This window comes from Streptomyces sp. NPDC001156 (assembly GCF_053598275.1).
This window is the reverse complement of record NZ_JBSFJX010000109.1, coordinates 1-26,599: the sequence shown is the minus strand read 5'-3', so window position 1 is coordinate 26,599 and position 26,599 is coordinate 1. Positions and strand designations below refer to the sequence as shown.

25 protein-coding genes are annotated in these 26,599 nt (G+C 70.8%); 20 read left to right on the top strand and 5 right to left on the bottom strand.

All coding sequences use genetic code 11. From position 1 onward, the window contains the following. Window positions 1-371 precede the first annotated feature (371 nt). Window positions 372-1,217 (top strand): LLM class flavin-dependent oxidoreductase, encoded by an 846-nt coding sequence (locus tag ACWDA7_RS34330; RefSeq protein ID WP_450609472.1) that lies wholly within the window; start codon window positions 372-374, stop codon window positions 1,215-1,217. A 180-nt stretch (window positions 1,218-1,397) separates the two neighbouring features. Here the strand turns inward: ACWDA7_RS34330 and ACWDA7_RS34325 are convergent, their stop codons facing one another. After that, the gene (locus tag ACWDA7_RS34325) at window positions 1,398-3,752 is read right to left on the bottom strand and encodes a Tex family protein (protein ID WP_450609470.1); all 2,355 of its coding nucleotides are present in this window, start codon (window positions 3,750-3,752) and stop codon (window positions 1,398-1,400) included. Between the two features lie 331 nt (window positions 3,753-4,083). Next, window positions 4,084-4,950, bottom strand: coding sequence for an SCO6745 family protein (locus tag ACWDA7_RS34320; RefSeq protein ID WP_450609468.1), 867 nt, complete (start codon window positions 4,948-4,950; stop codon window positions 4,084-4,086). 114 nt (window positions 4,951-5,064) lie between these two features. On the opposite strand from ACWDA7_RS34320, the gene ACWDA7_RS34315 reads away from it, so the two are divergent. Further along, window positions 5,065-6,018 carry a GlxA family transcriptional regulator gene (locus tag ACWDA7_RS34315; protein WP_450609466.1) on the top strand — a complete coding sequence of 318 codons (954 nt, stop codon included), beginning with the start codon at window positions 5,065-5,067 and terminating at the stop codon, window positions 6,016-6,018. A 45-nt stretch (window positions 6,019-6,063) separates the two neighbouring features. Continuing rightward, complete coding sequence (locus ACWDA7_RS34310) at window positions 6,064-6,699, top strand: DJ-1/PfpI family protein (protein WP_450609464.1); 636 nt, start codon at window positions 6,064-6,066, stop codon at window positions 6,697-6,699. On the opposite strand, the gene ACWDA7_RS34305 is transcribed toward ACWDA7_RS34310, so the two are convergent. Continuing rightward, a complete protein-coding gene (locus ACWDA7_RS34305) occupies window positions 6,686-7,435 on the bottom strand; it encodes an enoyl-CoA hydratase/isomerase family protein (protein WP_450609462.1) in 750 nt (249 codons plus the stop codon). The genes ACWDA7_RS34310 and ACWDA7_RS34305 overlap by 14 nt on opposite strands. Window positions 7,436-7,705: 270 nt before the next feature. Here ACWDA7_RS34305 and ACWDA7_RS34300 point away from each other — a divergent pair, with 270 nt between their 5' ends. Further along, window positions 7,706-8,215, top strand: a complete 510-nt coding sequence (locus tag ACWDA7_RS34300; protein WP_450609476.1) for an ATP-binding protein — start codon at window positions 7,706-7,708, stop codon at window positions 8,213-8,215. Between the two features lie 74 nt (window positions 8,216-8,289). Here ACWDA7_RS34300 and idi read toward each other — a convergent pair whose 3' ends face one another. Together idi and galE are read right to left on the bottom strand one after the other, a co-directional pair. After that, window positions 8,290-8,883: an isopentenyl-diphosphate Delta-isomerase gene (gene idi / locus ACWDA7_RS34295; protein ID WP_450609460.1), complete on the bottom strand. Its 594-nt coding sequence runs from the start codon at window positions 8,881-8,883 to the stop codon at window positions 8,290-8,292. 325 nt (window positions 8,884-9,208) lie between these two features. Continuing rightward, window positions 9,209-10,189 (bottom strand): UDP-glucose 4-epimerase GalE, encoded by a 981-nt coding sequence (gene galE, locus ACWDA7_RS34290; RefSeq protein ID WP_450609459.1) that lies wholly within the window; start codon window positions 10,187-10,189, stop codon window positions 9,209-9,211. 337 nt (window positions 10,190-10,526) lie between these two features. Between galE and ACWDA7_RS34285 the strand changes: the two genes are divergently transcribed. The 16 genes from ACWDA7_RS34285 to ACWDA7_RS34210 form a co-directional block, all read left to right on the top strand. Further along, window positions 10,527-12,413 carry a DUF5941 domain-containing protein gene (locus ACWDA7_RS34285; protein WP_450609474.1) on the top strand — a complete coding sequence of 629 codons (1,887 nt, stop codon included), beginning with the start codon at window positions 10,527-10,529 and terminating at the stop codon, window positions 12,411-12,413. Next, entirely contained in the window at window positions 12,410-13,162 is a 753-nt protein-coding gene (locus ACWDA7_RS34280) for a phosphocholine cytidylyltransferase family protein (RefSeq protein ID WP_450609457.1), read from the top strand. The genes ACWDA7_RS34285 and ACWDA7_RS34280 overlap by 4 nt, the downstream gene beginning before the upstream one ends. Then, window positions 13,150-14,211 (top strand): iron-containing alcohol dehydrogenase family protein, encoded by a 1,062-nt coding sequence (locus ACWDA7_RS34275; RefSeq protein WP_450609455.1) that lies wholly within the window; start codon window positions 13,150-13,152, stop codon window positions 14,209-14,211. The genes ACWDA7_RS34280 and ACWDA7_RS34275 overlap by 13 nt, the downstream gene beginning before the upstream one ends. Continuing rightward, window positions 14,189-14,968, top strand: a complete 780-nt coding sequence (locus tag ACWDA7_RS34270; RefSeq protein ID WP_360998952.1) for a CDP-alcohol phosphatidyltransferase family protein — start codon at window positions 14,189-14,191, stop codon at window positions 14,966-14,968. The genes ACWDA7_RS34275 and ACWDA7_RS34270 overlap by 23 nt, the downstream gene beginning before the upstream one ends. Before the next feature lie 8 nt (window positions 14,969-14,976). Beyond that, complete coding sequence (locus tag ACWDA7_RS34265; protein ID WP_432939785.1) at window positions 14,977-15,849, top strand: glycosyltransferase; 873 nt, start codon at window positions 14,977-14,979, stop codon at window positions 15,847-15,849. 101 nt (window positions 15,850-15,950) lie between these two features. Beyond that, complete coding sequence (locus ACWDA7_RS34260; protein ID WP_450609452.1) at window positions 15,951-16,880, top strand: ABC transporter permease; 930 nt, start codon at window positions 15,951-15,953, stop codon at window positions 16,878-16,880. Beyond that, window positions 16,873-17,661 carry an ABC transporter ATP-binding protein gene (locus ACWDA7_RS34255; protein WP_450609450.1) on the top strand — a complete coding sequence of 263 codons (789 nt, stop codon included), beginning with the start codon at window positions 16,873-16,875 and terminating at the stop codon, window positions 17,659-17,661. The genes ACWDA7_RS34260 and ACWDA7_RS34255 overlap by 8 nt, the downstream gene beginning before the upstream one ends. Before the next feature lie 363 nt (window positions 17,662-18,024). Beyond that, window positions 18,025-18,927: a squalene synthase HpnC gene (hpnC, locus tag ACWDA7_RS34250; protein ID WP_450609448.1), complete on the top strand. Its 903-nt coding sequence runs from the start codon at window positions 18,025-18,027 to the stop codon at window positions 18,925-18,927. Continuing rightward, entirely contained in the window at window positions 18,924-19,874 is a 951-nt protein-coding gene (gene hpnD, locus ACWDA7_RS34245) for a presqualene diphosphate synthase HpnD (RefSeq protein ID WP_450609447.1), read from the top strand. The genes hpnC and hpnD overlap by 4 nt, the downstream gene beginning before the upstream one ends. Further along, window positions 19,871-20,014 carry a DUF6380 family protein gene (locus ACWDA7_RS34240; protein ID WP_359399402.1) on the top strand — a complete coding sequence of 48 codons (144 nt, stop codon included), beginning with the start codon at window positions 19,871-19,873 and terminating at the stop codon, window positions 20,012-20,014. The genes hpnD and ACWDA7_RS34240 overlap by 4 nt, the downstream gene beginning before the upstream one ends. Further along, on the top strand, window positions 20,011-21,456 hold the full coding sequence (hpnE, locus tag ACWDA7_RS34235; RefSeq protein WP_450609445.1) for a hydroxysqualene dehydroxylase HpnE: 1,446 nt from the start codon (window positions 20,011-20,013) through the stop codon (window positions 21,454-21,456). Before ACWDA7_RS34240 ends, hpnE begins: the two co-directional genes overlap by 4 nt. Continuing rightward, window positions 21,453-22,589, top strand: coding sequence for a polyprenyl synthetase family protein (locus ACWDA7_RS34230; RefSeq protein WP_450609443.1), 1,137 nt, complete (start codon window positions 21,453-21,455; stop codon window positions 22,587-22,589). The genes hpnE and ACWDA7_RS34230 overlap by 4 nt, the downstream gene beginning before the upstream one ends. 151 nt (window positions 22,590-22,740) lie before the next feature. Then, complete coding sequence (gene shc / locus ACWDA7_RS34225; RefSeq protein WP_450609441.1) at window positions 22,741-24,741, top strand: squalene--hopene cyclase; 2,001 nt, start codon at window positions 22,741-22,743, stop codon at window positions 24,739-24,741. Further along, the gene (locus tag ACWDA7_RS34220) at window positions 24,741-25,382 is read left to right on the top strand and encodes a phosphorylase family protein (RefSeq protein WP_450609439.1); all 642 of its coding nucleotides are present in this window, start codon (window positions 24,741-24,743) and stop codon (window positions 25,380-25,382) included. The genes shc and ACWDA7_RS34220 overlap by 1 nt, the downstream gene beginning before the upstream one ends. A 5-nt stretch (window positions 25,383-25,387) precedes the next feature. After that, window positions 25,388-26,413, top strand: a complete 1,026-nt coding sequence (gene hpnH, locus ACWDA7_RS34215) for an adenosyl-hopene transferase HpnH (protein ID WP_359399393.1) — start codon at window positions 25,388-25,390, stop codon at window positions 26,411-26,413. Window positions 26,414-26,417: 4 nt separating this feature from the next. After that, the coding region (locus tag ACWDA7_RS34210) for a flavodoxin-dependent (E)-4-hydroxy-3-methylbut-2-enyl-diphosphate synthase (RefSeq protein WP_450609437.1) at window positions 26,418-26,599 on the top strand (182 nt) is incomplete at its 3' end.

The following is a 26,599-nucleotide window of genomic DNA, read 5'->3' as shown; positions in this document are numbered from 1 at the left end:
GCACACCATCGCCCGGCTCAAAGACCACCAGATCCTGCGCCAATGCCGACGCCGCGGCAACGGCATCAACCACGCCGTCGCCGGCATCGCAGCACCACACAACCTCACACTCGACGTCCGGTAACCGCAGCACCCACCCCGGCAAGGCCCACCTCACCCCGCATTACGGGATACCTCTTAGGGACCCAGGTCGGTCATCGGCCGCGGTCGCCAATCGGCTTGTTCGCCGAATACCGAGCGCTCTAGAGTGAGTTCACTTCGACGAGACGTTCCCCCGGAAGTACGCCGCAGAGCGGGAGCGTCCCACCTCGATGAGGTGCCGGAGGGGCGGCAGCCTTCTTTGTCGACCCTTCCTTTCGGAGGTCTCCTTCATGAACGTCGGAATCGGCCTGCCCATCGGCGACCCGGCCACCCTGCTCACCTGGGCCCGGCAGGCGGAGGCCAGGCCCTTCAGCACCCTCGGCCTGCTGGACCGGCTCGTCTACCACAACCCCGAACCCCTGGTGGCGCTCGCCGTCCTCGCGGGTGCCACCTCCCGCATCCGCGTCCAGACCGAGGTGCTGCTCGCCCCGCTGCGCGACACCGCCCTGCTCGCCAAGCAGGCGGCCACCCTGGATCGGATGACCGGTGGCCGGCTGGTGCTCGGTCTCGGTATCGGCGGCCGGGACGACGACCACCGGGTCACGGGCATCGACATCCGTACCCGGGGCAGGCGCCTCGACCAGCAGATGGCGGTGCTGCGCCGACTGTGGTCCGGCGAGCCGTACGGTGACGGCGCCGGGCCGATCGGGCCGCTGCCCGCCCGTCCCGGTGGCCCCGAGGTGCTCTTCGGCGGCTTCAAGCCCGTCGCCCTCGAACGTGTCGCGCGATGGGGAGACGGCTTCCTCGCGGCCGCGCCGCTCTCCTGGGCGGACGGCCTGTTCGACACCGTCCGGCGGTACTGGCGGGAGCACGGCCGTGCGGGCGAGCCCCGCATCGTCGCCCAGGTCAATGTCGCGCTCGGTCCGCAGGAGGTGATCGACGAGGCACGGGCGGCCATGCACGCGTACTACACCTTCACCGGCATGGCCGACCGGATGGTCGCCGGCTTGCTCACCACGCCTGCCGAGATCCGCGACACGATCGCCGGCTTCTCCGGCCTCGGTGCCGACGAGGTCATGCTGTACTGCTACGGCCTCGACCCGGCGCAGGTGGACCGACTCGCCGATGTCCTGTGATGCCCCGCAGGTCCAGGTGAAGATCCGCCTCGAAGCCTGATCCGGTCATCCGCAGAGCCCACGAAGAGCCCATCGTTCCCGGCATCTTCGGTCAGGCGGTGCACGCGTTCCGCGCGACGCGCGTCGGCGCGCCCCAGGGGCCCGGGCCCCGTTCATGGAAGGGGTCCGGGCCCGGTGGGTTCAGCGGCGGCCGTTCTTCGGGTCGAGCAGGCCCGCGCGGCGCAACGCGTCGGCCATCGCGCTGTTGGCCGGCGGGGGCGCCTGCCGGGATCCGCCGCCCTGGCGGGGCTGCCGCTGCTGCGGGGCACGCCCGCCACGCTGCTGGCGTCCGCCGCCGCCCTGCTGGGCAGGAGCCGCCTCGTCTTCCAGACGCAGCGTCAGCGAGATCCGCTTGCGCGGGATGTCGACGTCCAGCACCTTCACCTTGACGATGTCGCCCGGCTTCACCACGTCCCGCGGGTCCTTGACGAAGGTCTTCGACATCGCGGAGACGTGCACAAGGCCGTCCTGGTGGACGCCGATGTCCACGAAGGCGCCGAAGGCGGCGACGTTCGTGACGACGCCCTCCAGGATCATGCCGGAGGACAGGTCGGAGATCTTCTCCACACCCTCCTTGAAGGTGGCCGTCTTGAACGCGGGCCGAGGGTCGCGCCCCGGCTTCTCCAGCTCCTTGAGGATGTCGGTCACGGTCGGCAGACCGAACGTCTCGTCCACGAATTCGGACGCCTTCAGCGAGCGCAGCACCGACGTGTTGCCGATCAGTGAGGCCACTTCCTGGCCCGCGGTCTTCACCATGCGCCGGACGACCGGGTACGCCTCCGGGTGCACGCTGGAGGCGTCGAGCGGGTCCTCGCCGTCGCGGATCCGCAGGAAGCCCGCGCACTGCTCGTACGCCTTGGGGCCGAGCCGCGCCACGCCCTTCAGCTGCGAGCGCGAGGTGAACGGGCCGTTGGTGTCACGGTGGGCCACGATGTTCTCCGCGAGCCCGGAGGAGATGCCGGAGACCCGGGCCAGCAAGGGGGCCGACGCCGTGTTGACGTCCACGCCCACGCCGTTCACACAGTCCTCGACCACCGCGTCCAGCGAGCGGGACAGCTTCACCTCGGACAGGTCGTGCTGGTACTGGCCGACGCCGATGGACTTGGGGTCGATCTTCACCAGCTCGGCGAGCGGGTCCTGCAGGCGGCGGGCGATGGAGACGGCGCCGCGCAGCGACACGTCCATGTCTGGCAGCTCCTGCGAGGCGAAGGCGGAAGCGGAGTACACCGACGCGCCGGCCTCCGACACCATCACCTTGGTGAGCTTCAGCTCCGGATGCTTGGTGATCAGTTCACCGGCGAGCTTGTCGGTCTCACGGGAGGCCGTGCCGTTGCCGATCGCGACGAGCTCGACCGCGTGCTCCGTGGCGAGGCGCGCCAGCTTGGCGATCGCCTCGTCCCACCTGTTGGCCGGTACGTGGGGGTGGATGACGTCGGTGGCGACGACCTTGCCGGTCGCGTCCACCACGGCCACCTTCACACCCGTACGGAACCCGGGGTCCAGGCCCAGCGTGGCCCGCGTGCCGGCCGGGGCGGCGAGCAGCAGGTCGCGCAGGTTGGCCGCGAAGACGGTGACGGCCTCGTCCTCGGCGCCCGTGCGCAGCCGGAGCCGCAGGTCGATGCCGAGGTGCACGAGGATGCGGGTGCGCCAGGCCCAGCGGACCGTGTCGAGCAGCCACTTGTCGGCGGGGCGGCCGCGGTCGGCGACCCCGAAGCGGTGGGCCACCATTCCCTCGTAGGAGGAGGGGCCGTCCGTCGGCTCCTCGGGCTCGAGGACGAGGTCGAGGACCTCCTCCTTCTCGCCGCGCAGCATGGCGAGGATGCGGTGCGAGGGCAGCTCGGTGAAGGGCTCGGTGAAGTCGAAGTAGTCGGCGAACTTGGCGCCCGCCTCCTCCTTGCCCTCCCGCACCTTGGCGGCCAGGCGCCCGCGCACCCACATCCGCTCACGCAGCTCGCCGATCAGGTCGGCGTCCTCCGAGAAGCGCTCGGTGAGGATCGCCTGTGCGCCGTCGAGCGCGGCCTGGGGATCGTCCACCCCCTTGTCGGCGTCGACGAAGGCGGCGGCCGCGGCGAGCGGCTCCACCGTCGGGTCGCCGAGCAGGCCCTCGGCCAGCGGCTCCAGCCCCGCCTCGCGGGCGATCTGCGCCTTGGTGCGCCGCTTCGGCTTGTAGGGGAGGTAGATGTCCTCCAGTCGCGCCTTGGTCTCGGCGCCCCGGATCTGCGCCTCCAGCTCGTCGGTGAGCTTGCCCTGCTCGCGCACCGACTCCAGGATCGCCGTGCGCCGCTCCTCCAGCTCCCGCAGATAGCGCAGCCGCTCCTCGAGCGTGCGCAGCTGCGCGTCGTCGAGCATCTCGGTCGCTTCCTTGCGGTAGCGGGCGATGAAGGGCACCGTCGAACCGCCGTCGAGCAGTTCGACCGCGGCCTTCACCTGCCGCTCCCGTACGCCGAGCTCCTCGGCGATCCTGCCTTCGATGGACCCTACGAGGGGTGTCGTCACGATCCCGTACCGCCTTCTCCACTGAGGTTGCGCGGCAATTGTGGCAGGTCGCACCGACAGCAGGAGCTCAGGGCGGGAACACGGGCGGTTTCGGGTCGCGCGGGGGCGGTCTCCGCCACTGGACCGCCCCGCGTGACCGGCTCCCCACACCCGGTGGGCGCCGCCCCGCACCCTGGCCGGGACGCCGCAGGACAGCCGGGCCGGAGCCCGGAACGGCAGGGTCACCACGGCGGCGGCATCGACCGCCCGGCGCAGCACGTCTGCGATCGCACGGACCACAGAACTCCCTTTCGTCGTCCCGGCGTGTCCGCCGATACGACGTCCGGGTACCTCATCCCTTGCCGATCATGCCCTGGGGAAAGGCCCCGGCCACCAGGACCGCGGCGAGCAGCCCGCCCGCCAGCTCCGTCAGCCGCTCGACGCCCGCGGCACCGAGGTATTCGTAGGGAGCCCGGTCGAGGCGGTCGGTCTGCACCTCCAACTCCTTGCGCAGTGCGGTGCCGTGTTCGGTCAGCTCGCCGTCCGCGTCGATCAGCCCGCGCTCGCGCAGCCGCGCGGACGCCGCGTCCCAGTCCTCCCTGCTCCAGCCGCGCGTGGCCAGAGCCCACTTCGGGGCCATGCCCTTGCCGGTCGCCGCGTGCGTCACCAGCGCCTCGACCGGACCGAGTTCCGCGCCCAGCAGCACCGCCACATGGCCGTCGCCGCGGTGCTCCCGCAGGAGTGTGGCCGCGTGCCAGAACGCCAGGTGCGGCTCCTCGGGCACGGGCAGGTCGGCGTGCGCGGCGTACAGCGGGCGGGCATGTGCGGTGCAGGCCTCCGTCGCGCGCAGTGCGAGTTCCGCGGCCTCCGCCATCTCCTTCGAAGCCACGCACTCCTCGCCGAGCAGCCGCCGCAGTGTCGCGTCGACGGCGCGCATGCGGGCGGCGAGCACCGCCTTTGGCCGGGCCGTCTCCCACACGGCGGGCAGGTGCAGCGCCACCAGCCCGGGCCGGAAGTTGTAGAACGTCGCCGTCACCACGCCTGCCCCCACCGGTCCCATCGCGGCGGCCCTGACCGCCAAGTAGGCGGCCCTCCGGTCGGCGAGGCCCAAAGCGGTCAGTTCCCGGTCCAGATCCGGTGAGCAGTAGTGCGTCGAGTGCAGCGGATTGATCACGTTGTGGCAGCGCCGCCCGGCGCGCTCCGGAAGGGGAGTGGTCATGCCCGGCACGTTACCGACTGGTCGGTACGTAGGGAACGGCCGGGATCGCGATGGCAGGAAAGGTGGGCTGCTCGTCCTTGCAGCCGTCCTGGGGGTCCGCCAAGAATCGAGGTCATGCGCACCCTCCTGGTCGTCCTCTTCGACGCTGTGCAGAGTCTCGACGTCACCGGTCCGGTCGAGGTCTTCGCAGGTGCCGAGACCGGCTTTCCCGGCACGTATCGCATCGTCACCGCCTCACTCGACGGCGCGCCCGTCCGCACCTCGAGCGGCCTCACACTCGTCCCGGACCGTGCGCTGGCTGAGGCGCCCCCTCCGCAGACGCTCATCGTCCCGGGCGGCCAGGGCACCCGGAGTCCCGACCCGCGACTGGTGGACTGGCTGCGGGAGCACGGTCCGCACGCCGGCCGTCTGGTCTCCATCTGCACCGGAGCGATCCTCCTCGCCCGAGCGGGCCTCCTCGACGGCCGCCGTGCGACCACCCATTGGGCCTACTGCGACACGCTGGCCCGCAACCACCCGGAGATCGAGGTCGACCCCGACCCCATCTACGTACGCGACGGCCATGTCGCCACCTCGGCCGGCGTCACCTCGGGCATCGACCTCGCACTGGCCCTCGTGGAGGAGGACCTGGGCCGCGAGGCCGCCCTGTCCATCGCCCGCCATCTCGTCGTCTTCCTGCGCCGCCCCGGCAACCAGGCCCAGTTCAGCGCCCAGCTCGCCGCCCAGACGGCGCGGCGCGAACCCCTGCGCGAAGTCCAGCAGTGGATGACCGAGCACCCGGGCCACGACCTCTGCGTGGACACGCTCGCCACCCGCGCCCGGCTCTCGCCCAGGCACTTCGCCCGCGCCTTCCAGGCCGAGACCGGGATGACGCCGGGCCGCTACGTGGACCGCGTCCGCCTCGAACACGCCCGGCGCCTCCTGGAGGACACCGCCGACGGCATCGAACAGATCTCCCGCGCCAGCGGCTACGGCACCCCCGAGGCGATGCGCCGCGCCTTCGTGAAGGCACTCGGTGCGGCCCCGGCGGAGTACCGGCGCCGCTTCCGCCCGGCAGCCACCCACTGATCACCTCGGACCACACGGCAACCGACCCTGACCGAAAGGAAGCCCATGCAGATCGCGATCGTCCTCTTCGACCGGTTCACGGCCCTCGACGCCGTGGGCCCGTACGAAACCCTCGGTCGGCTTCCGGGCGCGGAGACCGTCTTCGTCGCCGAGCGGTCCGGGCCTGTGCGCAGCGACACCGGCGCCCTCGCGCTCACCGCCGACCGGACCCTGGCCGAGGTGCCCGCCCCGGACATCGTCGTCGTCCCCGGCGGACCAGGCCAGACCCCGCAGATGGAGAACGAGGCACTCCTCGGCTGGTTGCGCTCCGCAGACGCCACCAGTACCTGGACGACGTCCGTGTGCACCGGCTCCCTGCTGCTCGCCGCCGCAGGGCTGCTCCGTGGCCGCCGCGCCACCTCGCACTGGCTGGCCCTGGACTTCCTCGCGCAGTTCGGTGCGCAGCCCACGGGCGAACGCGTCGTCTTCGACGGCAAGTACGTCACCGCCGCCGGCGTCTCCTCCGGCATCGACATGGGGCTCACCCTGCTCGGCCGCATCGCGGGCGACGAGCACGCCCAGGCCGTACAACTGCTGACCGAGTACGACCCGCAGCCGCCCTACGATGCGGGATCCCCGGACAAGGCGCCCGCGCACCTCGTCGCGGAGTTCCGTACGAAGAGCCGCTTCACCCTGACGTAGTCCAGGTGAACCGCGGCTGCCTGCGCTCCAGGAACGCCGCAACGCCCTCCGCGGTGTCGTCGCTGCCGCGTGCCTGCTCGGCCCAGTGCGCGTCCCGGTCCGTGCGCCCGTTCGCGAACTCCTTGGCCGCTGCCTGCGTCAGCTGCGAACGGGAGGCAAGCACGCGGGTGAACTCGGCGACCCGCTTGGCGAGTTCACTCTCGGGCAGCACCTCGTCGAGCAGGCCCGTCCGCAGTGCGCGTGCCGCGTCGATCAACTCACCGGAGAACAAGAGGTACTTGGCGGCGCCAGGACCCACCAGCGACACCAGCCGGCGGGTGGAGGAGGCCGGGTAGACGATGCCGAGCTTGGCCGGCGTCACCCCGAACAGAGCGCCCTCCTCCGCGAACCGCAGGTCGCAGGCGGCGGCGAGCTGTGACCCACCGCCCACGCAGTGGCCGCGGATCGCCGCCAGGGTCGGCTTCGGGAACGCGGCCAGCGCCTCCTCGGCGAGCACGGCGAGGGTCTGCGCGCGCTGCGGCGATCCCCGCAACGTGGAGATGTCGGCGCCCGCGCAGAACGTGCCGCCCTCACCGGTGAGCACCAGCACCCGGACGGCCGCATCGGCGGCCAGCGTCTCGAGCAGCGGCGGCAGCGCCTCCCACATGCCGGCCGTCATCGCATTGCGCTTGGCCGGGTGGTGGATGACGACGGTCGCGACCCCGTCGGTGACGCGGTGCAGCAGTTGCGGCTCCATGCGCCGGATGCTATCCGCACCCGTGGAACCCGTGATCAAGAAGGGTCGGGCGCACGGGACGGACGAGTCGGCGCGCAACCCGTACAACCCGAAGAGTTCCGAAGTCGGCGCGACATGGACAGGATCCGGTCATTGAGTTGACCGCGTCATGCGTCAACGGTCAGATGTCGTCGATATCAGCCGACTTGTGCTCAGTCATTCGGGACGGACCAGCGCATTCCCAACACTCGACGTGTGGTGACAATCGAGCGCAAGGGTGGCGACCGGACGATGGAGAACCAAGGGCGGGGGTTCGGCTCGCGCCCTGAAGGCGGCGGGGAGGCTCCGGACGGCCGCAGAGCATCGGGGCCACTGCCGTACGAGGGGGTGTGGCGGTTCACCGCCGCCGCCGTGGACGTCTCGGTGCCGCAGGCGCGGCACGCCGTCCGCGATCTGCTCGCCCGCCAGGGCGTGCCCGCATCGGACGACACCGTGTACGCACTGCTGCTGATCGTGTCCGAACTGGTCACCAACGCGGTGCGGCACGCGGCGCTGCTGTCGCCGATGCTCGCGGTGGAGGTCGCCGTCGGCCCCGAGTGGGTGCGGGTGTCGGTGGAGGACGAGCATCCGTACCGGCCGAGTGCCCTGGAGACCGATCACGGGCGGACCGGTGGCCGGGGGCTGCTTCTGGTCCGCGAGATCACCAGGGAGGCGGCCGGGGTCTGCGACGTCGAGCACACGGCGAGCGGGGGCAAGGTGATCTGGGCCGCGCTTCCGCTCAAGCACCCGGGGTTCGTGTGATTCGCGCAAGGGGCGTCAGGCTCACCAGGGGCGGCTGAGTCCGTCCGGCCGGGCGGGCCGGACGGACCTTCGGATCACCAGCCGGCGGTGGGCCCGGTCAGCTCTCGGACCGCCGGCCGCGCCGCCTCCAGGACGGTCATGAACCACGAGGAGAACGTGTCCTTGGCGTGCCGCTCCGCCAGCTCCTCCGCGCTCACGAAGGCCGTTGCGCCGACCTCCTCCGGGTCCGGGCGCGGAGAGGACTGCACCAGCCCGACGAAGAGGTGGTTGTACTCCTGCTCCACCAGACCCGAGGCCGGATCGGGGTGGTTGTAGCGGACCGTGCCGGCCTCCGCGAGCAGCGACGGGGAGACACCCAGTTCCTCGTAGGTCCGGCGGGCCGCCGCCGCGAAGGGGGCCTCGCCCGGATAGGGGTGGCCGCAGCAGGTGTTCGACCAGACACCGGGGGAGTGGTATTTGCCCAGCGCCCGCTGCTGGAGCAGCAGCCGACCGTGCTCGTCGAAGAGGAACACCGAGAACGCGCGGTGGAGGCGGCCCGGCGGTTGATGGGCGGCGAGCTTCTCCGCCGTGCCGATCGTGGTGCCGTTCTCGTCGACGAGCTCCAGCAGAATCGCCTCGGCGGCGCCGTTCGACGCATGGTGCGCCGCGCTGGCGGGTGTGATCGGCATACCTATCCTTCGCATCGGTTGTCCAGCCCCAAGTCTGCCGTACGAATCCGGCACTCCCGGCACTTCGTGACTCCCCGCATGTCCCAGCCCGGCCGTCCGGACGGGCCCTCCGGCCCTCACGGAACAGACGCCGTGAGCGGCGGGACACCTGATCGTTCCCGGCGCCGGGGAGGCGGAGCCGCCCTGCCGGGGGGCGCCCACCGCACATACGGCGTCCGGACGCGCGCCCGTACGCCGGAGCCCACCCCTACCTCACGACGAGGTGTCCTTCCGGGACAGTCGAGCGCGATCCCTCCGGCGTCCTGGGGACGCCGGAGGCGCTCGGTCAGCCGTGACGCTGCTGCGGGTGGTGCAGCTGCCAGCCCTGCCATGCCGACTCCACCATCTCGCGCACCCCGCGCTGCGCGCTCCAGCCCAGCTCCCGCTCGGCCAGCGCGCAGGACCCGACCGCGCGCGCGGCGTCACCGGGACGGCGCGGCTCGACGATCGCGGGCGTGGTGTCCCCGGTCACCTCGCCGATGAGCGTGACGAGCTCCCGTACCGAGACGCCCTCGCCGCGGCCGATGTTCACGGTGAGGTCGCCCGTCGAGCCCCCGGCCAGCCGCCGGGCCGCCGCGAGGTGTGCCTCGGCGAGATCGGCGACGTGGATGTAGTCGCGTACGCAGGTGCCGTCCGGCGTCGGATAGTCGTCGCCGAAGATCCGCGGGGCCTCGCCGTGGGTCAGCCGGTCGAAGACCATCGGCACGACGTTGAAGATGCCCGTGTCGGCCAGCTCCGGCTCCGCGGCGCCCGCCACGTTGAAGTACCGCAGGCACACGGTCGCGATGCCGTGCGCCCGGCCCGCCGCACGCACCAGCCACTCGCCCGCGAGCTTGGTCTCACCGTACGGGCTCATCGGGGCACAGGGAGTGTCCTCCGTGATGAGGTCCACATCCGGGTTGCCGTAGACGGCTGCGGACGAGGAGAACAGGAAGCGCCGGACGCCGGCTCCCGCCACCGCGTCCAGGAGCGTCGCCAGACCGCCCACGTTCTCCTGGTAGTAGCGCGTCGGCTCGGCCACGGACTCGCCGACCTGCTTGCGCGCGGCGAGGTGGACCACGCCGGTCACCCCGTGCTCGGTGAGGACCCGCTTCAGCAGCTCACCGTCCAGTGCGGAGCCGTGCACCAGCGGAATGCCCTCCGGCAGCCGCGCCGGCACCCCGGTCGAGAGGTCGTCCAGGACGAGGACCTGCTCACCCTCCGCGGCCATCGCCCGCGCCACATGTGCCCCGATGTATCCGGCCCCGCCGGTGATCAGCCATGTCATGGCCCCTCACCCTATGCCCGTCCGGTGAACCCCGTCCCTGCGCCGGGGGCGGGAGGATCCCTATGAATATGGCGAGACGCGCATGTGCCCGCACAGGGCGACCGCGATGTCGTGCTTGTGTTGATCTGCATCGGTGGTTTGGTGTGCGCTTGCCCGATCCGTGATGATGATCGCGGTGACGGCGATACAGACCGGGCTGATCAGTTCATGAACGGCCGGTGAACACCGGCTGCCAGGCATCCGATAGCCTCTGCCGACATGCCCGGCGCCTGCCCCGGGCTCCCGCACCGCACACATGACCGACGTTCAGGCGTCGGGCCCCAGGGAGTGAGTTCGTCTGTCGACCGCCATCCTCACCGGTCAGCCGGTCCCCGGATCGTCGCTCGAGGGCGATCTGCGGTCCCTCGGCTTCGACGTGCGGGTCGCCACCGGCGCCGGAGACGCCGAGACGCTCCTCGCGGCCGTACCGGAGAACCAGCGGGTCGCGATCGTCGACACCCGTTTCGTGGGCCATCTGCACGCGCTGCGCCTCGGTCTCACCGACCCCCGCTTCCCGGCCGCAGCCGTCCCGGGCGCCGTCACCGCCCAGCCCGCCGCCCGCCAGGCGCTCACTCGTGCCCTGGCCCGGGAGAACTCCGCCACGGGTGGAGCGGCCCCCGAGCCCCCGGCCGCTGTCCCGGTCCCTGCCCCGATCGAGGGGGAGGACCGGCATGAGCCGGGAGGCGCCGCCACCGTCACCGACAACCTGGCCGAACGCGTCACCGCGGCCCTCGACGCCGACGGCGTCCCGGTCCACCGGCCCGAGCTCGGCACGCTGGTCGCCGCCGTCCCCACCGATCCGCAGGCCCGCAACGAGGCACGGCAGGCCGTCGCCGCTGTCGACGACGAGGCGATACGCCTGCGCAGTGCCGTCAAGGCCCGGGACGGCTTCTTCACCACGCACTTCATCAGCCCCTACTCGCGCTACCTGGCCCGCTGGTGCGCCCGTCGCGGTCTCACTCCCAACCAGGTGACCACCGCCTCGCTGCTGACCGCCCTGATCGCGGCAGGCTGCGCGGCCACCGGGACCCGTGTCGGCTTCGTCGCCGCGGGTGTCCTGCTGATCGCCTCCTTCGTCCTCGACTGCACCGACGGGCAGCTCGCCCGCTACTCCCTCCAGTACTCGACGCTCGGCGCCTGGCTCGACGCCACCTTCGACCGCGCCAAGGAGTACGCCTACTACGCGGGACTCGCCCTCGGCGCGGCCCGGGGCGGGGACGACGTCTGGGCGCTGGCCCTCGGCGCGATGGTCCTGCAGACCTGCCGGCACGTCGTGGACTTCGCCTTCAACGAGGCTAACGCCGGCCAGCCTGCCGCGACGGCCGGCGCCGGCCCCACGGCGGCCCTGTCGAACCGCCTCGACGACGTCGGCTGGACGGTGTGGGTGCGCCGGATGATCGTCCTGCCGATCGGTGAGCGCTGGGCCCTGATCGCCGTCCTGACGGCGGCCACCACCCCCCGGATCACCTTCACCGTGCTGCTGATCGGCTGCGCCTTCGCCGCCACCTACACCACCGCCGGCCGTCTGCTGCGCTCGGTGACGCACAAGGCACGGCGCACCGACCGGGCGGCGCGGGCGCTGGCCGACCTGGCGGACAGCGGGCCCCTCGTCGAGCTGCTGCTGCGCGCGGGCCGCGGCACCGTCAGGCGGGCCGCACCCGTCCTCGCCCTCACGGGCGGCGTCCTCGTCGTGGGCTCGGCCGTCCTGTGGGGCGCCGGATGGCAGACCGTCCTGTGCGCCGCCGGCTATGTGGTGATGTCCGCCATCGCCGTCCGGCGCCCGCTGAAGGGGGCCCTCGACTGGCTCGTCCCGCCCTTGTTCCGCGCCGCCGAATACGGCACCGTCCTGGTGCTGGCAGCTGAATCCGGGGTAAACGGAGTGCTTCCAGCGGCTTTCGGACTGGTGGCTGCGGTCGCCTACCATCACTACGACACGGTGTACCGCATCCGCGGCGACGCGGGCGCGCCGCCGCAGTGGCTGGTGCGCGCGATCGGCGGGCACGAAGGCCGGACGCTGCTGGTCACGGTCCTGGCCGCGCTGCTCACTGCCGCGCAGTTCAAGGTCGCGCTCACGGTCCTCGCCGTCTGTGTGGCCCTGGTGGTGCTCAGCGAGAGCGTCCGCTTCTGGGTGGCCGCCCACAAGGGCGGCGCGCCCGCCGTACACGACGAAGGAGAACCCGCATGATCGGCCTCGTGCTGGCGGCCGGCGCCGGACGGCGCCTGCGCCCCTACACGGACACCCTGCCCAAGGCTCTGGTGCCGGTGGGGCCCGCGGGCATAGAGGACGGCCCGACCGTGCTCGACCTCACTCTCGGCAACTTCGCCGAGGTCGGCCTGACCGAGGTCGCGATCATCGTGGGCTACCGCAAGGAGGCCGTGTACGAGCGCAAGGAGGCGCTCGAGCGCGAGTACGGCCTCAGGCTCACCCTCATCGACAACGACAAGGCCGAGGAGTGGAACAACGCCTACTCCCTGTGGTGTGGCCGGCGCGCTCTCGAGGACGGTGTGATCCTCGCCAACGGCGACACCGTCCACCCGGTCTCGGTCGAGAAGACGCTGCTCGCCGCCCGCGGTGACGGCAAGAAGATCATCCTCGCCGTCGACACGGTGAAAAAGCTCGCCGACGAGGAGATGAAGGTCGTGGTCCGCCCCGGCAAGGGCGTCGAGAAGATCACCAAGCTGATGGAGCCGTCCGAGGCGACCGGCGAGTACATCGGCGTCACCCTCATCGAGGGCGACGCCGCCGCGGAGCTCTCCGACGCGCTGAAGACGGTGTGGGAGACCGACCCGCAGCAGTTCTACGAGCACGGCTACCAGGAGCTCGTCAACCGCGGCTTCAAGATCGACGTGGCGCCGATCGGCAACGTCCCCTGGGTCGAGATCGACAACCACGACGACCTGGCCCGAGGGCGGGAGATCGCGTGCCTGTACTGACGAGGCTCATCCCCTCGCCGGTCGTCGTCGACATCCGTCCCGGTGCCCTCGACGATCTGGCGAGCGTGCTCGCGGACGAGCGCATCTCGCACTCGGGCAAGCTGGCCGTCGCGGTCAGCGACGGCTCCGGCTCCCGCCTGCGTGAGCGGCTCGCCCCCAAACTGCCGGGCGCCAGCTGGTACGAGGTCGGCGGCGGCACCCTCGACGACGCGGTCCGGCTGGCCGGCGCGATGAAGGCCGGTCACTACGACGCGCTGGTGGGCCTGGGCGGCGGCAAGATCATCGACTGCGCCAAGTTCGCCGCGGCGCGTGTCGGCCTACCGCTCGTCGCGGTGCCCACGAACCTGGCGCACGACGGCCTGTGCTCGCCGGTCGCGACCCTCGACAACGACGCGGGCCGCGGCTCGTACGGTGTGCCGAACCCGATCGCGGTCGTCATCGACCTCGATGTCATCCGCGAGGCCCCGGCGCGTTTCGTGCGCGCGGGCATCGGCGACGCCGTGTCCAACATCTCGGCGATCGCGGACTGGGAGCTGGCCAACCGCGTCAACGGCGAGAAGATCGACGGCCTGGCCGCGGCGATGGCCCGGCAGGCCGGGGAGGCCGTGCTGCGCCACCCGGGCGGCATCGGGGACAACGACTTCCTCCAGGTACTCGCCGAGGCGCTGGTCCTCAGCGGTATCGCCATGTCGGTCTCGGGCGACTCCCGACCGTCCTCCGGCGCGTGCCACGAGATCAACCACGCCTTCGACCTGCTGTTCCCAAGGCGCGCCGCCGCCCACGGCGAGCAGTGCGGGCTTGGCGCCGCCTTCGCAATGTATCTGCGCGGCGCGCACGAGGAGTCCGTGTTCATGGCCCAGGTGCTGCGCCGGCACGGGCTGCCCGTACTGCCGGAGGAGATCGGCTTCACGGTGGACGAGTTCGTCCAGGTCGTGGAGTTCGCCCCGCAGACCCGGCCCGGCCGCTACACGATCCTCGAACACCTCGACCTGAAGACCGACCAGATCAAGGACACCTACGCCGACTATGTCAAGGCCATCGGTAGCTGAACTCCGTCCCGTCGTTCACCCCGCGGGGGTGAAGGACCGGCGCAGCGGTGAGCACTGGGCTGGACGCCTCTACATGCGTGAGATCTCGCTGCGTGTGGACCGCTACCTGGTGAACACGCGGGTCACGCCCAACCAGCTGACCTACCTGATGACCGTCTTCGGCGTCCTCGCAGGCCCGGCCCTGCTGGTGCCGGGCGTCGCGGGCGCCGTGCTCGGCGTGGTCATGGTCCAGCTCTACCTGCTCCTCGACTGCGTCGACGGCGAGATCGCCCGCTGGAAGAAGCAGTTCTCGCTGGGCGGGGTGTACCTGGACCGGGTGGGGGCGTATCTGTGCGACGCCGCGGTGCTGGTGGGCTTCGGGCTGCGCGCCGCCGATCTCTGGGGCTCTGGGCGGATCGACTGGCTGTGGGCCTTCCTCGGCACCCTCGCCGCCCTCGGCGCCGTCCTGATCAAGGCCGAGACCGACCTCGTGGGCGTCGCCCGCCACCAGGGCGGCCTGCCGCCGGTCAAGGAGACCGCCTCCGAACCGCGCTCGTCCGGTCTGGCGCTGGCCCGCCGTGCGGCATCCGCGCTGAAGTTCCACCGCCTGGTGCTCGGGATCGAGGCGTCCCTGCTGATCCTGGTCCTGGCGGTCATCGACGCGATCAGGGGAGACCTCTTCTTCGAGCGGCTCGGCGTCGCCGTGCTGGCCGGTATCGCGCTCGTCCAGACCCTGCTGCACCTGGTGTCCATCCTCGCCTCCAGCAGGCTGAAGTGAGGGGCGCGATAACGGTCGGGGCGGTGGTCATCACCATGGGCAACCGCCCCGCCGAGCTCCGTGCCCTCCTCGACTCGGTGGCCAAGCAGGACGGCGACCCGGTCCAAGTGGTCGTCGTCGGCAACGGTTCGCCCGTCCCCGACGTCCCCGACGGCGTCCGGACCGTGGAGCTGCCCGAGAACCTCGGCATACCCGGCGGCCGCAACGTCGGCATCGAGGCCTTCGGCCCCAGCGGCAGCGATGTCGACGTGCTCCTGTTCCTGGACGACGACGGCCTGCTGGCCCGCAACGACACCGCGGAACTCTGCCGCCAGGCCTTCGCCGCCGACCCCCGGCTCGGCATCGTCAGCTTCCGCATCGCCGACCCCGACACCGGTGAGACACAGCGCCGCCATGTGCCGCGGCTGCGCGCCTCCGACCCGATGCGCTCCTCCCGGGTCACCACCTTCCTCGGCGGCGCCAACGCCGTCCGTACGAAGGTCTTCGCCGAGGTCGGCGGTCTGCCCGACGAGTTCTTCTACGCCCATGAGGAGACCGACCTGGCCTGGCGGGCCCTGGACGCCGGCTGGATGATCGACTACCGGTCGGACATGGTGCTGTACCACCCCACGACCGCCCCCTCCCGGCACGCGGTCTACCACCGGATGGTCGCCCGCAACCGGGTCTGGCTGGCCCGCCGCAATCTGCCCGCCGTCCTCGTCCCCGTCTACCTGGGCGTCTGGATGCTCCTGACGCTGGTGCGCCGTCCCTCGCGGGCCGCCCTGAGCGCCTGGTTCGGGGGTTTCCGGGAGGGCTGGACGGCTCCGTGCGGCCGCCGGCGCCCCATGCGGTGGCGCACGGTGTGGCGGCTCAGCCGACTGGGCCGACCCCCGGTGATCTGACAAGCTCGATAGACGGAACCCGGCGGACGGGACCCCCACCCCGGCCCGCACCACCTGTGCGGGCAGGCCGCGCACACGGAGGACGGAGGGTTCGCCGACCTGTGGGTGAGACAACGCATGACGGCCGTATCGCGGTGAGCGAGGGACCGTCACTCGACGACGGGCTGAGCGCGGCCGAGCTGGCCGCCAAGTACGGGCTCGCGGTCAGCGGTGCCCGGCCCGGGCTCGTCGAGTACGTCCGCCGGCTGTGGGGACGGCGTCACTTCATCCTCGCCTTCTCGCAGGCGAAGCTCACCTCGCAGTACAGCCAGGCCAAGCTGGGCCAGCTCTGGCAGGTCGCCACTCCGCTGCTGAACGCGTGCGTGTACTACTTGATCTTCGGGCTCATCCTGAAGGCCAGCCGGGGCATGCCGCACGGTACGTACATCCCGTTCCTGGTGACCGGCGTGTTCGTGTTCACCTTCACCCAGAGCTCGATGATGGCCGGTGTCCGGGCGATCTCCGGCAACCTGGGTCTGGTGCGCGCCCTGCACTTCCCGCGGGCCTCACTGCCCGTCTCCTTCGCGCTGCAGCAGCTTCAGCAACTGCTCTTCTCGATGATCGTGGTCTTCGTGGTGGTGGTGGGGTTCGGCAGCTACCCGCGCCTGTCCTGGCTGCTGATCGTTCCGGTGCTGGCGCTGCAGTTCCTCTTCAACACCGGTCTCGCGATGATCGTGGCGCGTATGGGCGCGAAGACGCCGGACCTGGCCCAGCTGATGCCGTTCGTCCTGCGTACCTGGATGTACACATCCGGGGTCATGTTCTCCCTGCACACCATGCTCGCCGGCCGACCCGAATGGGTCGTACGCGCGTTGCAGGTGAACCCGGCCGCCGTCTACATGGACCTGATGCGTTTCGCGCTCATCGAGGACTACGGGGCCGAGAACCTCCCCCCGCACGTCTGGGCCCTCGCGCTCTTCTGGGCGGTCGTCGTCTTCGCCGGCGGTTTTGTGTACTTCTGGAAGGCGGAGGAGCGGTACGGCCGTGGCTGAGCAGAACACCGGGGCCCGGGTGCCCACCGTCATCGCGGACGACCTGCACATCGTCTACCGCGTCAGCGGTGCGAAGAGTGGCAAGGGCAGCGCCACCGCCGCCCTCAGCCGCATCCTCAAGCGAGGCTCCGACGACGCGGCGCGCGGCGTGCGCAAGGTGCACGCGGTCAGGGGCGTCTCGTTCGTCGCCTACCGCGGCGAGGCGATCGGTCTGATCGGTTCGAACGGCTCCGGCAAGTCCACCCTGCTGCGGGCCATCGCCGGCCTGCTGCCCCCCGAGCGGGGCAAGGTCTACACCGACGGTCAGCCCTCGTTGCTCGGTGTGAACGCCGCCCTGATGAACGATCTGACCGGCGAGCGGAACGTCATCCTGGGCGGCCTCGCGATGGGCATGTCCCGCGAGGAGCTCAAGGCTCGCTACCAGGAGATCGTCGACTTCTCGGGCATCAACGAGAAGGGCGACTTCATCACCCTGCCGATGCGCACCTACTCCTCCGGTATGGCGGCACGGCTGCGGTTCTCCATCGCGGCCGCCAAGGACCATGACGTCCTTATGATCGACGAGGCCCTCGCCACCGGGGACCGCAAGTTCCAGATGCGCTCCGAGGAGCGGATCCGGGAGCTGCGCAAGGAGGCGGGCACGGTGTTTCTGGTCAGTCACAACAACAAGTCGATCCGCGACACCTGCGACCGCGTCCTGTGGCTGGAGCGCGGTGAGCTGCGGATGGACGGCCCGACCGAAGAGGTCCTCAAGGAGTACGAGAAGTTCACGGGCAAGTAACCCTGTGATCCACAGGGCCGCGCCGGAACGTTTCCTGCGGGACCCTGTGTCTGCACAGGAAACGCCAACTCTGTTTGCGGTCAGGAATCTTGACGCCAATCGGTGTGTTGTTGTGATGTGCAGGACACCCCGACGAACCTCGCTCCGTTGTACAACGTAAGCTGTACCGGTGCTGATTCGCGGCAACTGGGGCGATAATGCCCCGCACCCCCACACACCTGCCGCGCTGCGCGGAGGCGGGGCGGCGTGTCCGAAATAGGATGTATTAGGTCAGCAGTGTAGAACGGGAGATGTGACGGCAATGGCTACGGAAAGTCTGCAGCTCCGCGAGGCATGCGCCGTCTCCGCGGCGGGCGGCGAGCGGTGACCCAAGCCGGGACGGCGCGCACCGGCGATCCGGAGCGCGGCACCCTCGACAAAGCTGCGGACGAGAACTTCCCCGTGGCGCCCTTCTTCCTGCCCAGGGCCTGGCGTGCCGATCTGATGGCCGTCTACGGCTTCGCCCGTCTGGTCGACGACATCGGTGACGGCGATCTCGCTCCCGGTGGCGCCGACGCCCACCTTCTCGGCGTGTCGCCCGAGCAGGTGGAGGACCGCCTCACCCTTCTGGACGCCTTCGAGGCCGATCTGCACCGGGTCTTCGACTCGACGCCGCGTCACCCCCTCCTGCGCCGCCTCCAGCCCACGGTCCGGCGCGCCGGCCTCACCCCCGAGCCGTTCCTCGGCCTGATCGCCGCCAACCGCCAGGACCAGCTCGTCAGCCGGTACGAGACCTACGACGACCTCCTCGCCTACTGCGAGCTGTCCGCCAACCCGGTCGGCCGGCTCGTCCTCGCAGTCACCGGCACCTCCACCCCCGAACGTATCCGGCGCTCCGACGCTATCTGCACCGCACTGCAGATCGTGGAGCATCTCCAGGATGTGGCAGAGGACCTCGGCCGCGACCGTATCTATCTGCCCGCCGAGGACATGAAGCGCTTTTATGTCCAGGAGACGGATCTCGCGACGAAAACAGCAGGCGCATCGGTGCGCGCTCTGGTTGCATACGAAGCAGAACGCGCCCGCGATCTCCTGAATGAAGGCGCCCCCCTGGTGGGTAGCGTCCACGGCAGGCTGAGGCTGCTGCTTGCAGGGTTCGTGGCGGGAGGGAGGGCGGCTGTCCACGCGATCGCCGCCGCCGAATACGACGTACTTCCCGGCCCGCCCAAACCCGGCAAGCTCCGGCTGCTGCGTGAGGTGGGCGTGACTCTGCGAGGAGAGGGGTGATCCGGACCGTGGAGTCGGAACAGCACATGTCGCCACCGGTGCTCGCCGCGTACAGCTACTGCGAGACCGTCACCGGGCAGCAGGCCCGCAACTTCGCCTACGGCATCAGGCTTCTGCCGACGCCCAAGCGCCGTGCGATGTCCGCGCTCTACGCGTTCTCGCGGAGGGTCGACGACATCGGCGACGGCGTACTGGCGCCGGACGTCAAGGCCGAGCGGCTGGAGGAGACCCGGAGGCTGCTGGACCGGATCAGGAACGAAGAGGTGGCCGAGGACGACACCGACCCGGTCGCGGTCGCCCTGGCCCACGCCGCCCGGCACTTCCCGATCCCGCTCGGCGGCCTCGACGAACTCATCGACGGCGTCCTCAAGGACGTTCGCGGCGAGACCTACGAGACCTGGGACGACCTGAAGGTCTACTGCCGCTGTGTGGCGGGGGCCATCGGGCGGCTCTCGCTGGGCGTGTTCGGCACCGAGCCGGGGGCGCGGGGGGCTGAACGCGCGCCGGAGTATGCCGACACGCTCGGGCTCGCGCTGCAACTCACCAACATCCTGCGGGACGTTCGTGAGGACGCAGAGGGCGGGCGCGTCTATCTGCCCGCCGACGACCTCGCCAAGTTCGGCTGCTCGGCCGGGTTCCACGGGCCGACCCCGCCCGAGAGCTCCGACTTCGCGGGCCTCGTGCACTTCGAAGTACGCCGGGCCCGGGCCCTCTTCGCCGAGGGCTACCGGCTGCTGCCGATGCTCGACCGGCGCAGCGGCGCCTGCGTCGCCGCCATGGCCGGTATCTACCGCCGGCTCCTCGACCGCATCGAGCGCGAGCCGGAGGCCGTGCTGCGCGGCCGGGTCTCGCTGCCCGGCCGTGAGAAGGCGTACGTCGCCGTGCGCGGTCTGTCGGGTCTGGACGCGCGCAGCGTGACCCGACGGACCGTCAGGAGGCGTCCGTGACGGACAACCCACTCCCAGGCCACTCGACCGCCGAAAAGCGGCAGGCAACCCTCCGGTGCGGCGCGGCGTCCCTGACTGCGACGGCCTGCCGTGCATCGTTCAAGCACCACGGCGGACCGGCAGGGGAGGAAGCACGATGAGCGACGGCACACAGCAGGAGGGCCCGGCCGCGGACACCGCCGGGCACCCCGCGACGCCGTCGGCCTCGGCAGGATCCGCCGTCGTCGTCGGCGGTGGGATCGCCGGGATCACGGCCGCACTCGCGCTCGCCGACGCCGGTGTACGGGTCACCCTGCTGGAGGGGCGCCCGCGCCTGGGCGGTCTCGCCTTCTCCTTCGAGCGCGGTGACCTGACCGTCGACAACGGCCAGCACGTCTATCTGCGCTGCTGCACTGCCTACCGCTGGTTCCTCGACCGTATCGACGCGAGCGCGCTCGCCCCGCTGCAGGATCGTCTCGACGTGCCCGTTCTCGACGCGAACGCGGCGCCGGGGCGCAGGCTCGGCAGACTACGGCGCGACGCACTGCCCGTACCCCTGCACCTCGGGCGCAGCCTCGCCACCTACCCCCATCTCTCGCTCGCCGAGCGCGCCAGAGTCGGGCGTGCCGCACTCGCGCTCCGAGCACTGGACCTGGGCGATCCCGCGCTGGACGCGCAGGACTTCGGCAGCTGGCTGGCCGCGCACGGTCAGTCGGCGCGTGCCGTCGAGGCACTGTGGGACCTAGTCGGGGTCGCCACCCTCAACGCGGTGGCCGGCGACGCATCGCTCGGGCTCGCCGCGATGGTGTTCAAGACGGGTCTGCTGTCCGACCCGGGCGCGGCCGACATCGGATGGGCTCGCGTCCCGCTGGGCGAACTGCACGACCGGCAGGCCCGCAAGGCGCTTGACTCCGCGGGCGTGCGTACCGCGGTCCGTACACGCGTCACCTCCATCTCTACTGATGGAAACGGGAACTGGAGCGTTCAGGTTCCCGGCGAGCGCATCGAGGCCGACGCCGTCGTGCTCGCCGTACCCCAGCGCGAGGCCCACGATCTGCTGCCCCCGGGCGCGGTCGACGCCCCCGAGCGGCTGCTCGAGATCGGCACCGCGCCGATCCTCAACGTCCATGTCGTCTACGACCGCAAGGTGTTGAGCCAACCGTTCTTTGCCGCGCTCGGCTCCCCGGTGCAGTGGGTCTTCGACCGCACCGAGGCCTCCGGGCTGCGCGAGGGCCAGTACCTCGCGCTGTCGCAGTCGGCCGCCCAGGGGGAGATCGACGAGCCCGTGGCGGTGCTGCGGGAGCGCTATCTCCCGGAACTCCAGAGGCTGTTGCCCGCCACCCGCGGCGCAGAGGTGAAGGACTTCTTCGTGACCCGGGAACGCACGGCGACGTTCGCCCCCGCCCCGGGCGTCGGGCGGCTGCGGCCCGGCGCCCGTACCAAGGCCCCCGGCCTGTATCTGGCCGGAGCGTGGACCGCCACCGGGTGGCCCGCGACCATGGAAAGCGCGGTCCGCAGTGGAGTCGGTGCGGCGGGCGCCGCGCTGGGCGCCCTGGGCCGGTCCGGCGCACATCTCGCCGGCCTCTTCGAGGAGGCGGCATGAGCGCCGATCAGCACGGGACAGACCCCCGCATCCCCGGTATCGCAACAAGAGGAGAGACTGTGCCCACTGTGCCCCCGGCCGAGACGGCCGCTCGTAGGACCGCGGTGGACGTGTCCGCGCTTCTGGAGCGCGGCCGGACCCTGGCCACCCCGGTGCTGCGGGAGGCAGTGGACCGACTGGCACCGCCCATGGACACCGTCGCCGCCTATCACTTCGGCTGGATCGACGCCGAGGGCAATCCCGCGGACGGCGACGGCGGCAAGGCCGTGCGTCCCGCCCTCGCCCTGCTCTCCGCCCAGGCCGCGGGCCGTGACCCCGAGGTCGGTGTGCCCGGCGCGGTAGCGGTCGAGCTGGTGCACAACTTCTCGCTGCTGCACGACGACCTGATGGACGGCGACGAACAGCGCCGCCACCGCGACACCGTGTGGAAGGTGCACGGACCCGCCCAGGCCATCCTGGTCGGCGACGCGCTGTTCGCGCTGGCCAATGAGGTCCTGCTGGAGCTCGGCACCGTGGAGGCCGGACGCGCCACCCGCCGTCTGACCACCGCCACACGCGCCCTGATCGACGGTCAGGCCCAGGACATCTCGTACGAGCACCGCGACCGCGTCAGCGTCCCGGAGTGCCTGGAGATGGAGGGCAACAAGACCGGCGCCCTGCTGGCCTGCGCCTCCTCCATCGGCGCGGTCCTCGGCGGCGCGGACGACTCGACCGCCGACACCCTGGAGAAGTACGGCTACCACCTCGGCCTCGCCTTCCAGGCCGTCGACGACCTCCTCGGCATCTGGGGCGACCCGGAGGCCACCGGAAAGCAGACCTGGAGCGATCTGCGCCAGCGCAAGAAGTCCCTGCCCGTGGTGGCCGCGCTGGCGGCGGGCGGACCCGCCTCCGAGCGGCTCGGCGATATCCTCGCCGAGGACGCCAAGAGCAGCGACTTCGAGAACTTCTCCGAGGAGGAGTTCGCGGCCCGCGCGGCGCTCATCGAGGAGGCGGGCGGCCGGGAGTGGACCACCCAGGAGGCGCGTCGCCAGCACGCGATCGCCGTCGAGGCCCTGGATTCGGTCCGGATGCCCGAGGAGGTGCGCGCGCAGTTCACGGCGCTCGCGGATTTCGTCGTCGTACGAAAGAGATGATCACTATCGGTCGAATACACCGCGCGTAGTCGCCGGCCGGTGCCTCCCCACGCTCGACCTCGCTCGAGCAGGGGTCGCCCATCGGGTACGTGCACCGGCCGACGGCGGACCCACAGCAGCACGATTTGCACGACTGCACGAAGGGGAAGCCATGACAGCGACGACCGACGGAAGCACCGGGGCAGTGCCGCCCCGCGCTGCCTCGGCCAGCGAGACAAACGAACCGCTCCCGCAGGCGGCCGGGACGGTCGGCACTAGAGAAGCCGCCGAGCGCGCCATGCGGCGCGCCACGGACTTCCTGCTCGCCCGGCAGGACACCCAGGGCTGGTGGAAGGGCGACCTCGAGACGAACGTCACGATGGACGCCGAGGACCTGCTGCTCCGCCAGTTCCTGGGAATCCGTGACGAGAAGACCACCCGAGCCGCGGCTCTCTTCATCCGTGGCGAGCAGCGCGACGACGGGACCTGGGCCACCTTCTACGGCGGGCCCGGTGAACTCTCCGCCACCATCGAGGCGTACGTCGCCCTGCGCCTGGCCGGCGACGCACCCGACGAGCCGCACATGGCGAAGGCGTCGGCGTGGGTCCGCGAGCAGGGAGGCATCGCAGCCTCCCGGGTCTTCACCAGGATCTGGCTCGCCCTCTTCGGCTGGTGGAAGTGGGAGGACCTCCCGGAACTGCCGCCGGAGCTCATCTACTTCCCGAAGTGGATGCCGCTCAACATCTACGACTTCGGGTGCTGGGCACGGCAGACCATCGTTCCGCTCACCATCGTCTCGGCCAAGCGCCCGGTGCGGCCCGCGCCCTTCCCGCTCGACGAACTGCACACCGACCCGAGCGATCCCAACCCGGCCAGGGACCTCGCCCCGGTGGTGAGTTGGGACGGTGTCTTCCAGCGGCTCGACAAGGCGCTGCACCAATTCCGCAAGGTCGCCCCGCGCGGACTGCGCAGGGGCGCCATGAACGCCGCCGCCCGCTGGATCATCGAGCGGCAGGAGAACGACGGCTGCTGGGGCGGGATCCAGCCGCCCGCCGTGTACTCGGTCATCGCCCTGCACCTGCTCGGCTACGACCTCCAGCACCCGGTGATGCGCGAGGGCATCGCGTCCCTCGACCGCTTCGCCGTGTGGCGCGAGGACGGCGCCCGCATGATCGAGGCGTGTCAGTCCCCTGTGTGGGACACCTGCCTCGCCACCATCGCGCTCGCGGACGCGGGTGTGCCTGCCGACCACCCGCAGTTGGTGAAGGCCGCCGACTGGATGGTCGGCGAAGAGATCGTCCGGCCGGGCGACTGGTCGGTGAAGAGGCCCCAACTGCCCCCGGGTGGCTGGGCGTTCGAGTTCCACAACGACAACTACCCCGACATCGACGACACCGCGGAGGTCGTCCTCGCCCTGCGCCGTGTGAGCCACCACGACCCGGAGCGGGTCGAGAAGGCCATCGGGCGCGGGGTGCGCTGGAACCTCGGTATGCAGTCGAGGAACGGTGCCTGGGGCGCCTTCGACGTCGACAACACCAGCCCGTTCCCCAACCGGCTGCCGTTCTGCGACTTCGGTGAGGTCATCGACCCGCCGTCCGCCGACGTCACCGCGCACGTCGTGGAGATGCTCGCGGTCGAGGGCCTGTCCCACGACCCGCGCACCCGCCGGGGCATCGAGTGGCTGCTGGCCGAACAGGAGTCGAACGGCTCGTGGTTCGGGCGCTGGGGCGTCAACTACGTCTACGGCACGGGCTCGGTGGTACCCGCTCTGGTCGCCGCCGGCATCCCCGGCTCGCATCCGGCGATCCGCCGGGCCGTCGCGTGGCTGGAGAGCGTGCAGAACGATGACGGCGGCTGGGGCGAGGACCTGCGCTCCTACAAGTACGTCCAGGAGTGGAGCGGCCGCGGCGCCTCCACCGCCTCGCAGACGGCGTGGGCGCTGCTCGCACTGCTGGCGGCGGGGGAGAGCCAGAGCAAGGCCGCGGAGCTCGGTATCGAGTTCCTCGCCCGGACCCAGAACGAGGACGGCTCCTGGGACGAGCCGTACTTCACCGGTACCGGGTTCCCCTGGGACTTCTCCATCAACTACCACCTCTACCGGCAGGTCTTCCCGCTCACCGCGCTCGGCCGCTACGTCAACGGCGAACCGTTCGCCGAGGTCAAGGGGAGCTGATGAGCCAGAAGCCCGATCCGGCCCCGCTGCTGGTCGCCTGCGCGCTCGGCATCGAGCACCTCGCCCTGCGCAGCCGCCACCGCACGGGCACCGACGGGCCCCTCGCCCTGCTCCGCACGGGGATGGGACCCCGGGCGGCCGAACGCTCGGTCACCCGGGCGCTCGCCGACCCGGCCCTCGCCAAGGCGGCCGTGGTCGCCACGGGCTTCTGCGCGGGGCTCGCCCCGGGTATGCACCCCGGTGACCTGGTCGTCGCCGAGGAGGCCCGGGATCCGCGCGGTACCACCCCGTGCGTGGGCACCGAACTGCTCATCAAGGAACTCGCCCGCGTCGTCCCGGGGCGCACCGTCCACACCGGGCCGCTCACCGGCTCGGACCATGTCGTCCGCGGTCAGGAGCGGTCGGAACTGCTCGCGACCGGTGCGATCGCGGTCGACATGGAGTCCGCGGCCACGCTCTACAGCTCCGTACGGGTGGGCGTGCGTCCGGTTGCGGCCGTCCGGGTGGTCGTGGACGCTCCAGAACATGAACTCGTCCGTATCGGCACGTTGCGCGGTGGAATATCAGCTTTCCGCGTTCTTCGTGCCGTCCTTCCTGCTTTCTTCGAATGGCACCGTTCTTTGCTGCTCCCTCGGAGGTGAGCCAGATGGCCATGCCGCTGCGTCAGTCCATCAAGGTCGCTACGTATCTTTTCGAACAGAAACTCAAGAAGCGGGACAAGTTCGCGCTGCTGGTGGAGTTGGAACCTCTCTTCGCCTGCAACCTGAAGTGCGAGGGCTGCGGCAAGATCCAGCATCCGGCAGGCGTGCTCAAGCAGCGCATGCCCGTTGCCCAGGCGGTGGGAGCGGTGCTCGAATCCGGTGCGCCGATGGTGTCCATCGCGGGCGGAGAGCCCTTGATGCATCCGCAGATCGACGAGATCGTGCGGCAGCTGGTGGCCAAGAAGAAGTTCGTCTTCCTCTGCACCAACGCGCTGTTGATGCGCAAGAAGATGGACAAGTTCAAGCCGTCCCCCTACTTCGCCTGGGCGGTCCACATCGACGGGCTGCGTGAGCGGCACGACGCCTCGGTGGCCAAGGAGGGCACCTTCGACGAGGCGGTGGAGGCCATCAAGGAGGCCAAGCGGCGCGGATTCCGGGTCACCACCAACTCGACCTTCTTCAACACGGACACCCCGCAGACCATCGTGGAGGTGCTGAACTACCTCAACGACGACCTGCAGGTCGACGAGATGATGCTCTCGCCCGCCTACGCCTACGAGAAGGCCCCCGACCAGGAGCACTTCCTCGGCGTCCAGCAGACCCGTGAGCTCTTCAAGAAGGCCTTCTCGGGCGGCAACCGCAGGCGGTGGCGGCTCAACCAGAGCCCGCTCTTCCTCGATTTCCTGGAGGGCAAGGTCGACTTCCCCTGCACAGCGTGGGCGATCCCGAGCTACTCGCTGTTCGGCTGGCAGAAGCCCTGCTATCTGATGAGCGACGGCTACGTGGCCACCTACAAGCAGCTGCTGGAGGAGACCGACTGGGACCAGTACGGCCGCGGCAAGGACCCGCGCTGCGCCAACTGCATGGCGCACTGCGGCTACGAGCCGACCGCCGTGCTCGCCACCATGGGCTCTCTGAAGGAGTCCCTGCGGGCCGCCCGCGAGACCATGGTCAGCGGAAAGCAGCGGTGACGAGATGACCGCCGTTCCCTTGGGGATCCCCGAGGTACCGGTCCGGCCGGCAGTGCCGCGGCGCGTGTCGCGGCAGATCCAGGTCGGGCCGGTGGCGGTGGGCGGTGACGCCCCGGTGTCGGTGCAGTCGATGACGACGACTCGTACGTCGGACATCGGTGCCACGTTGCAGCAGATCGCGGAGCT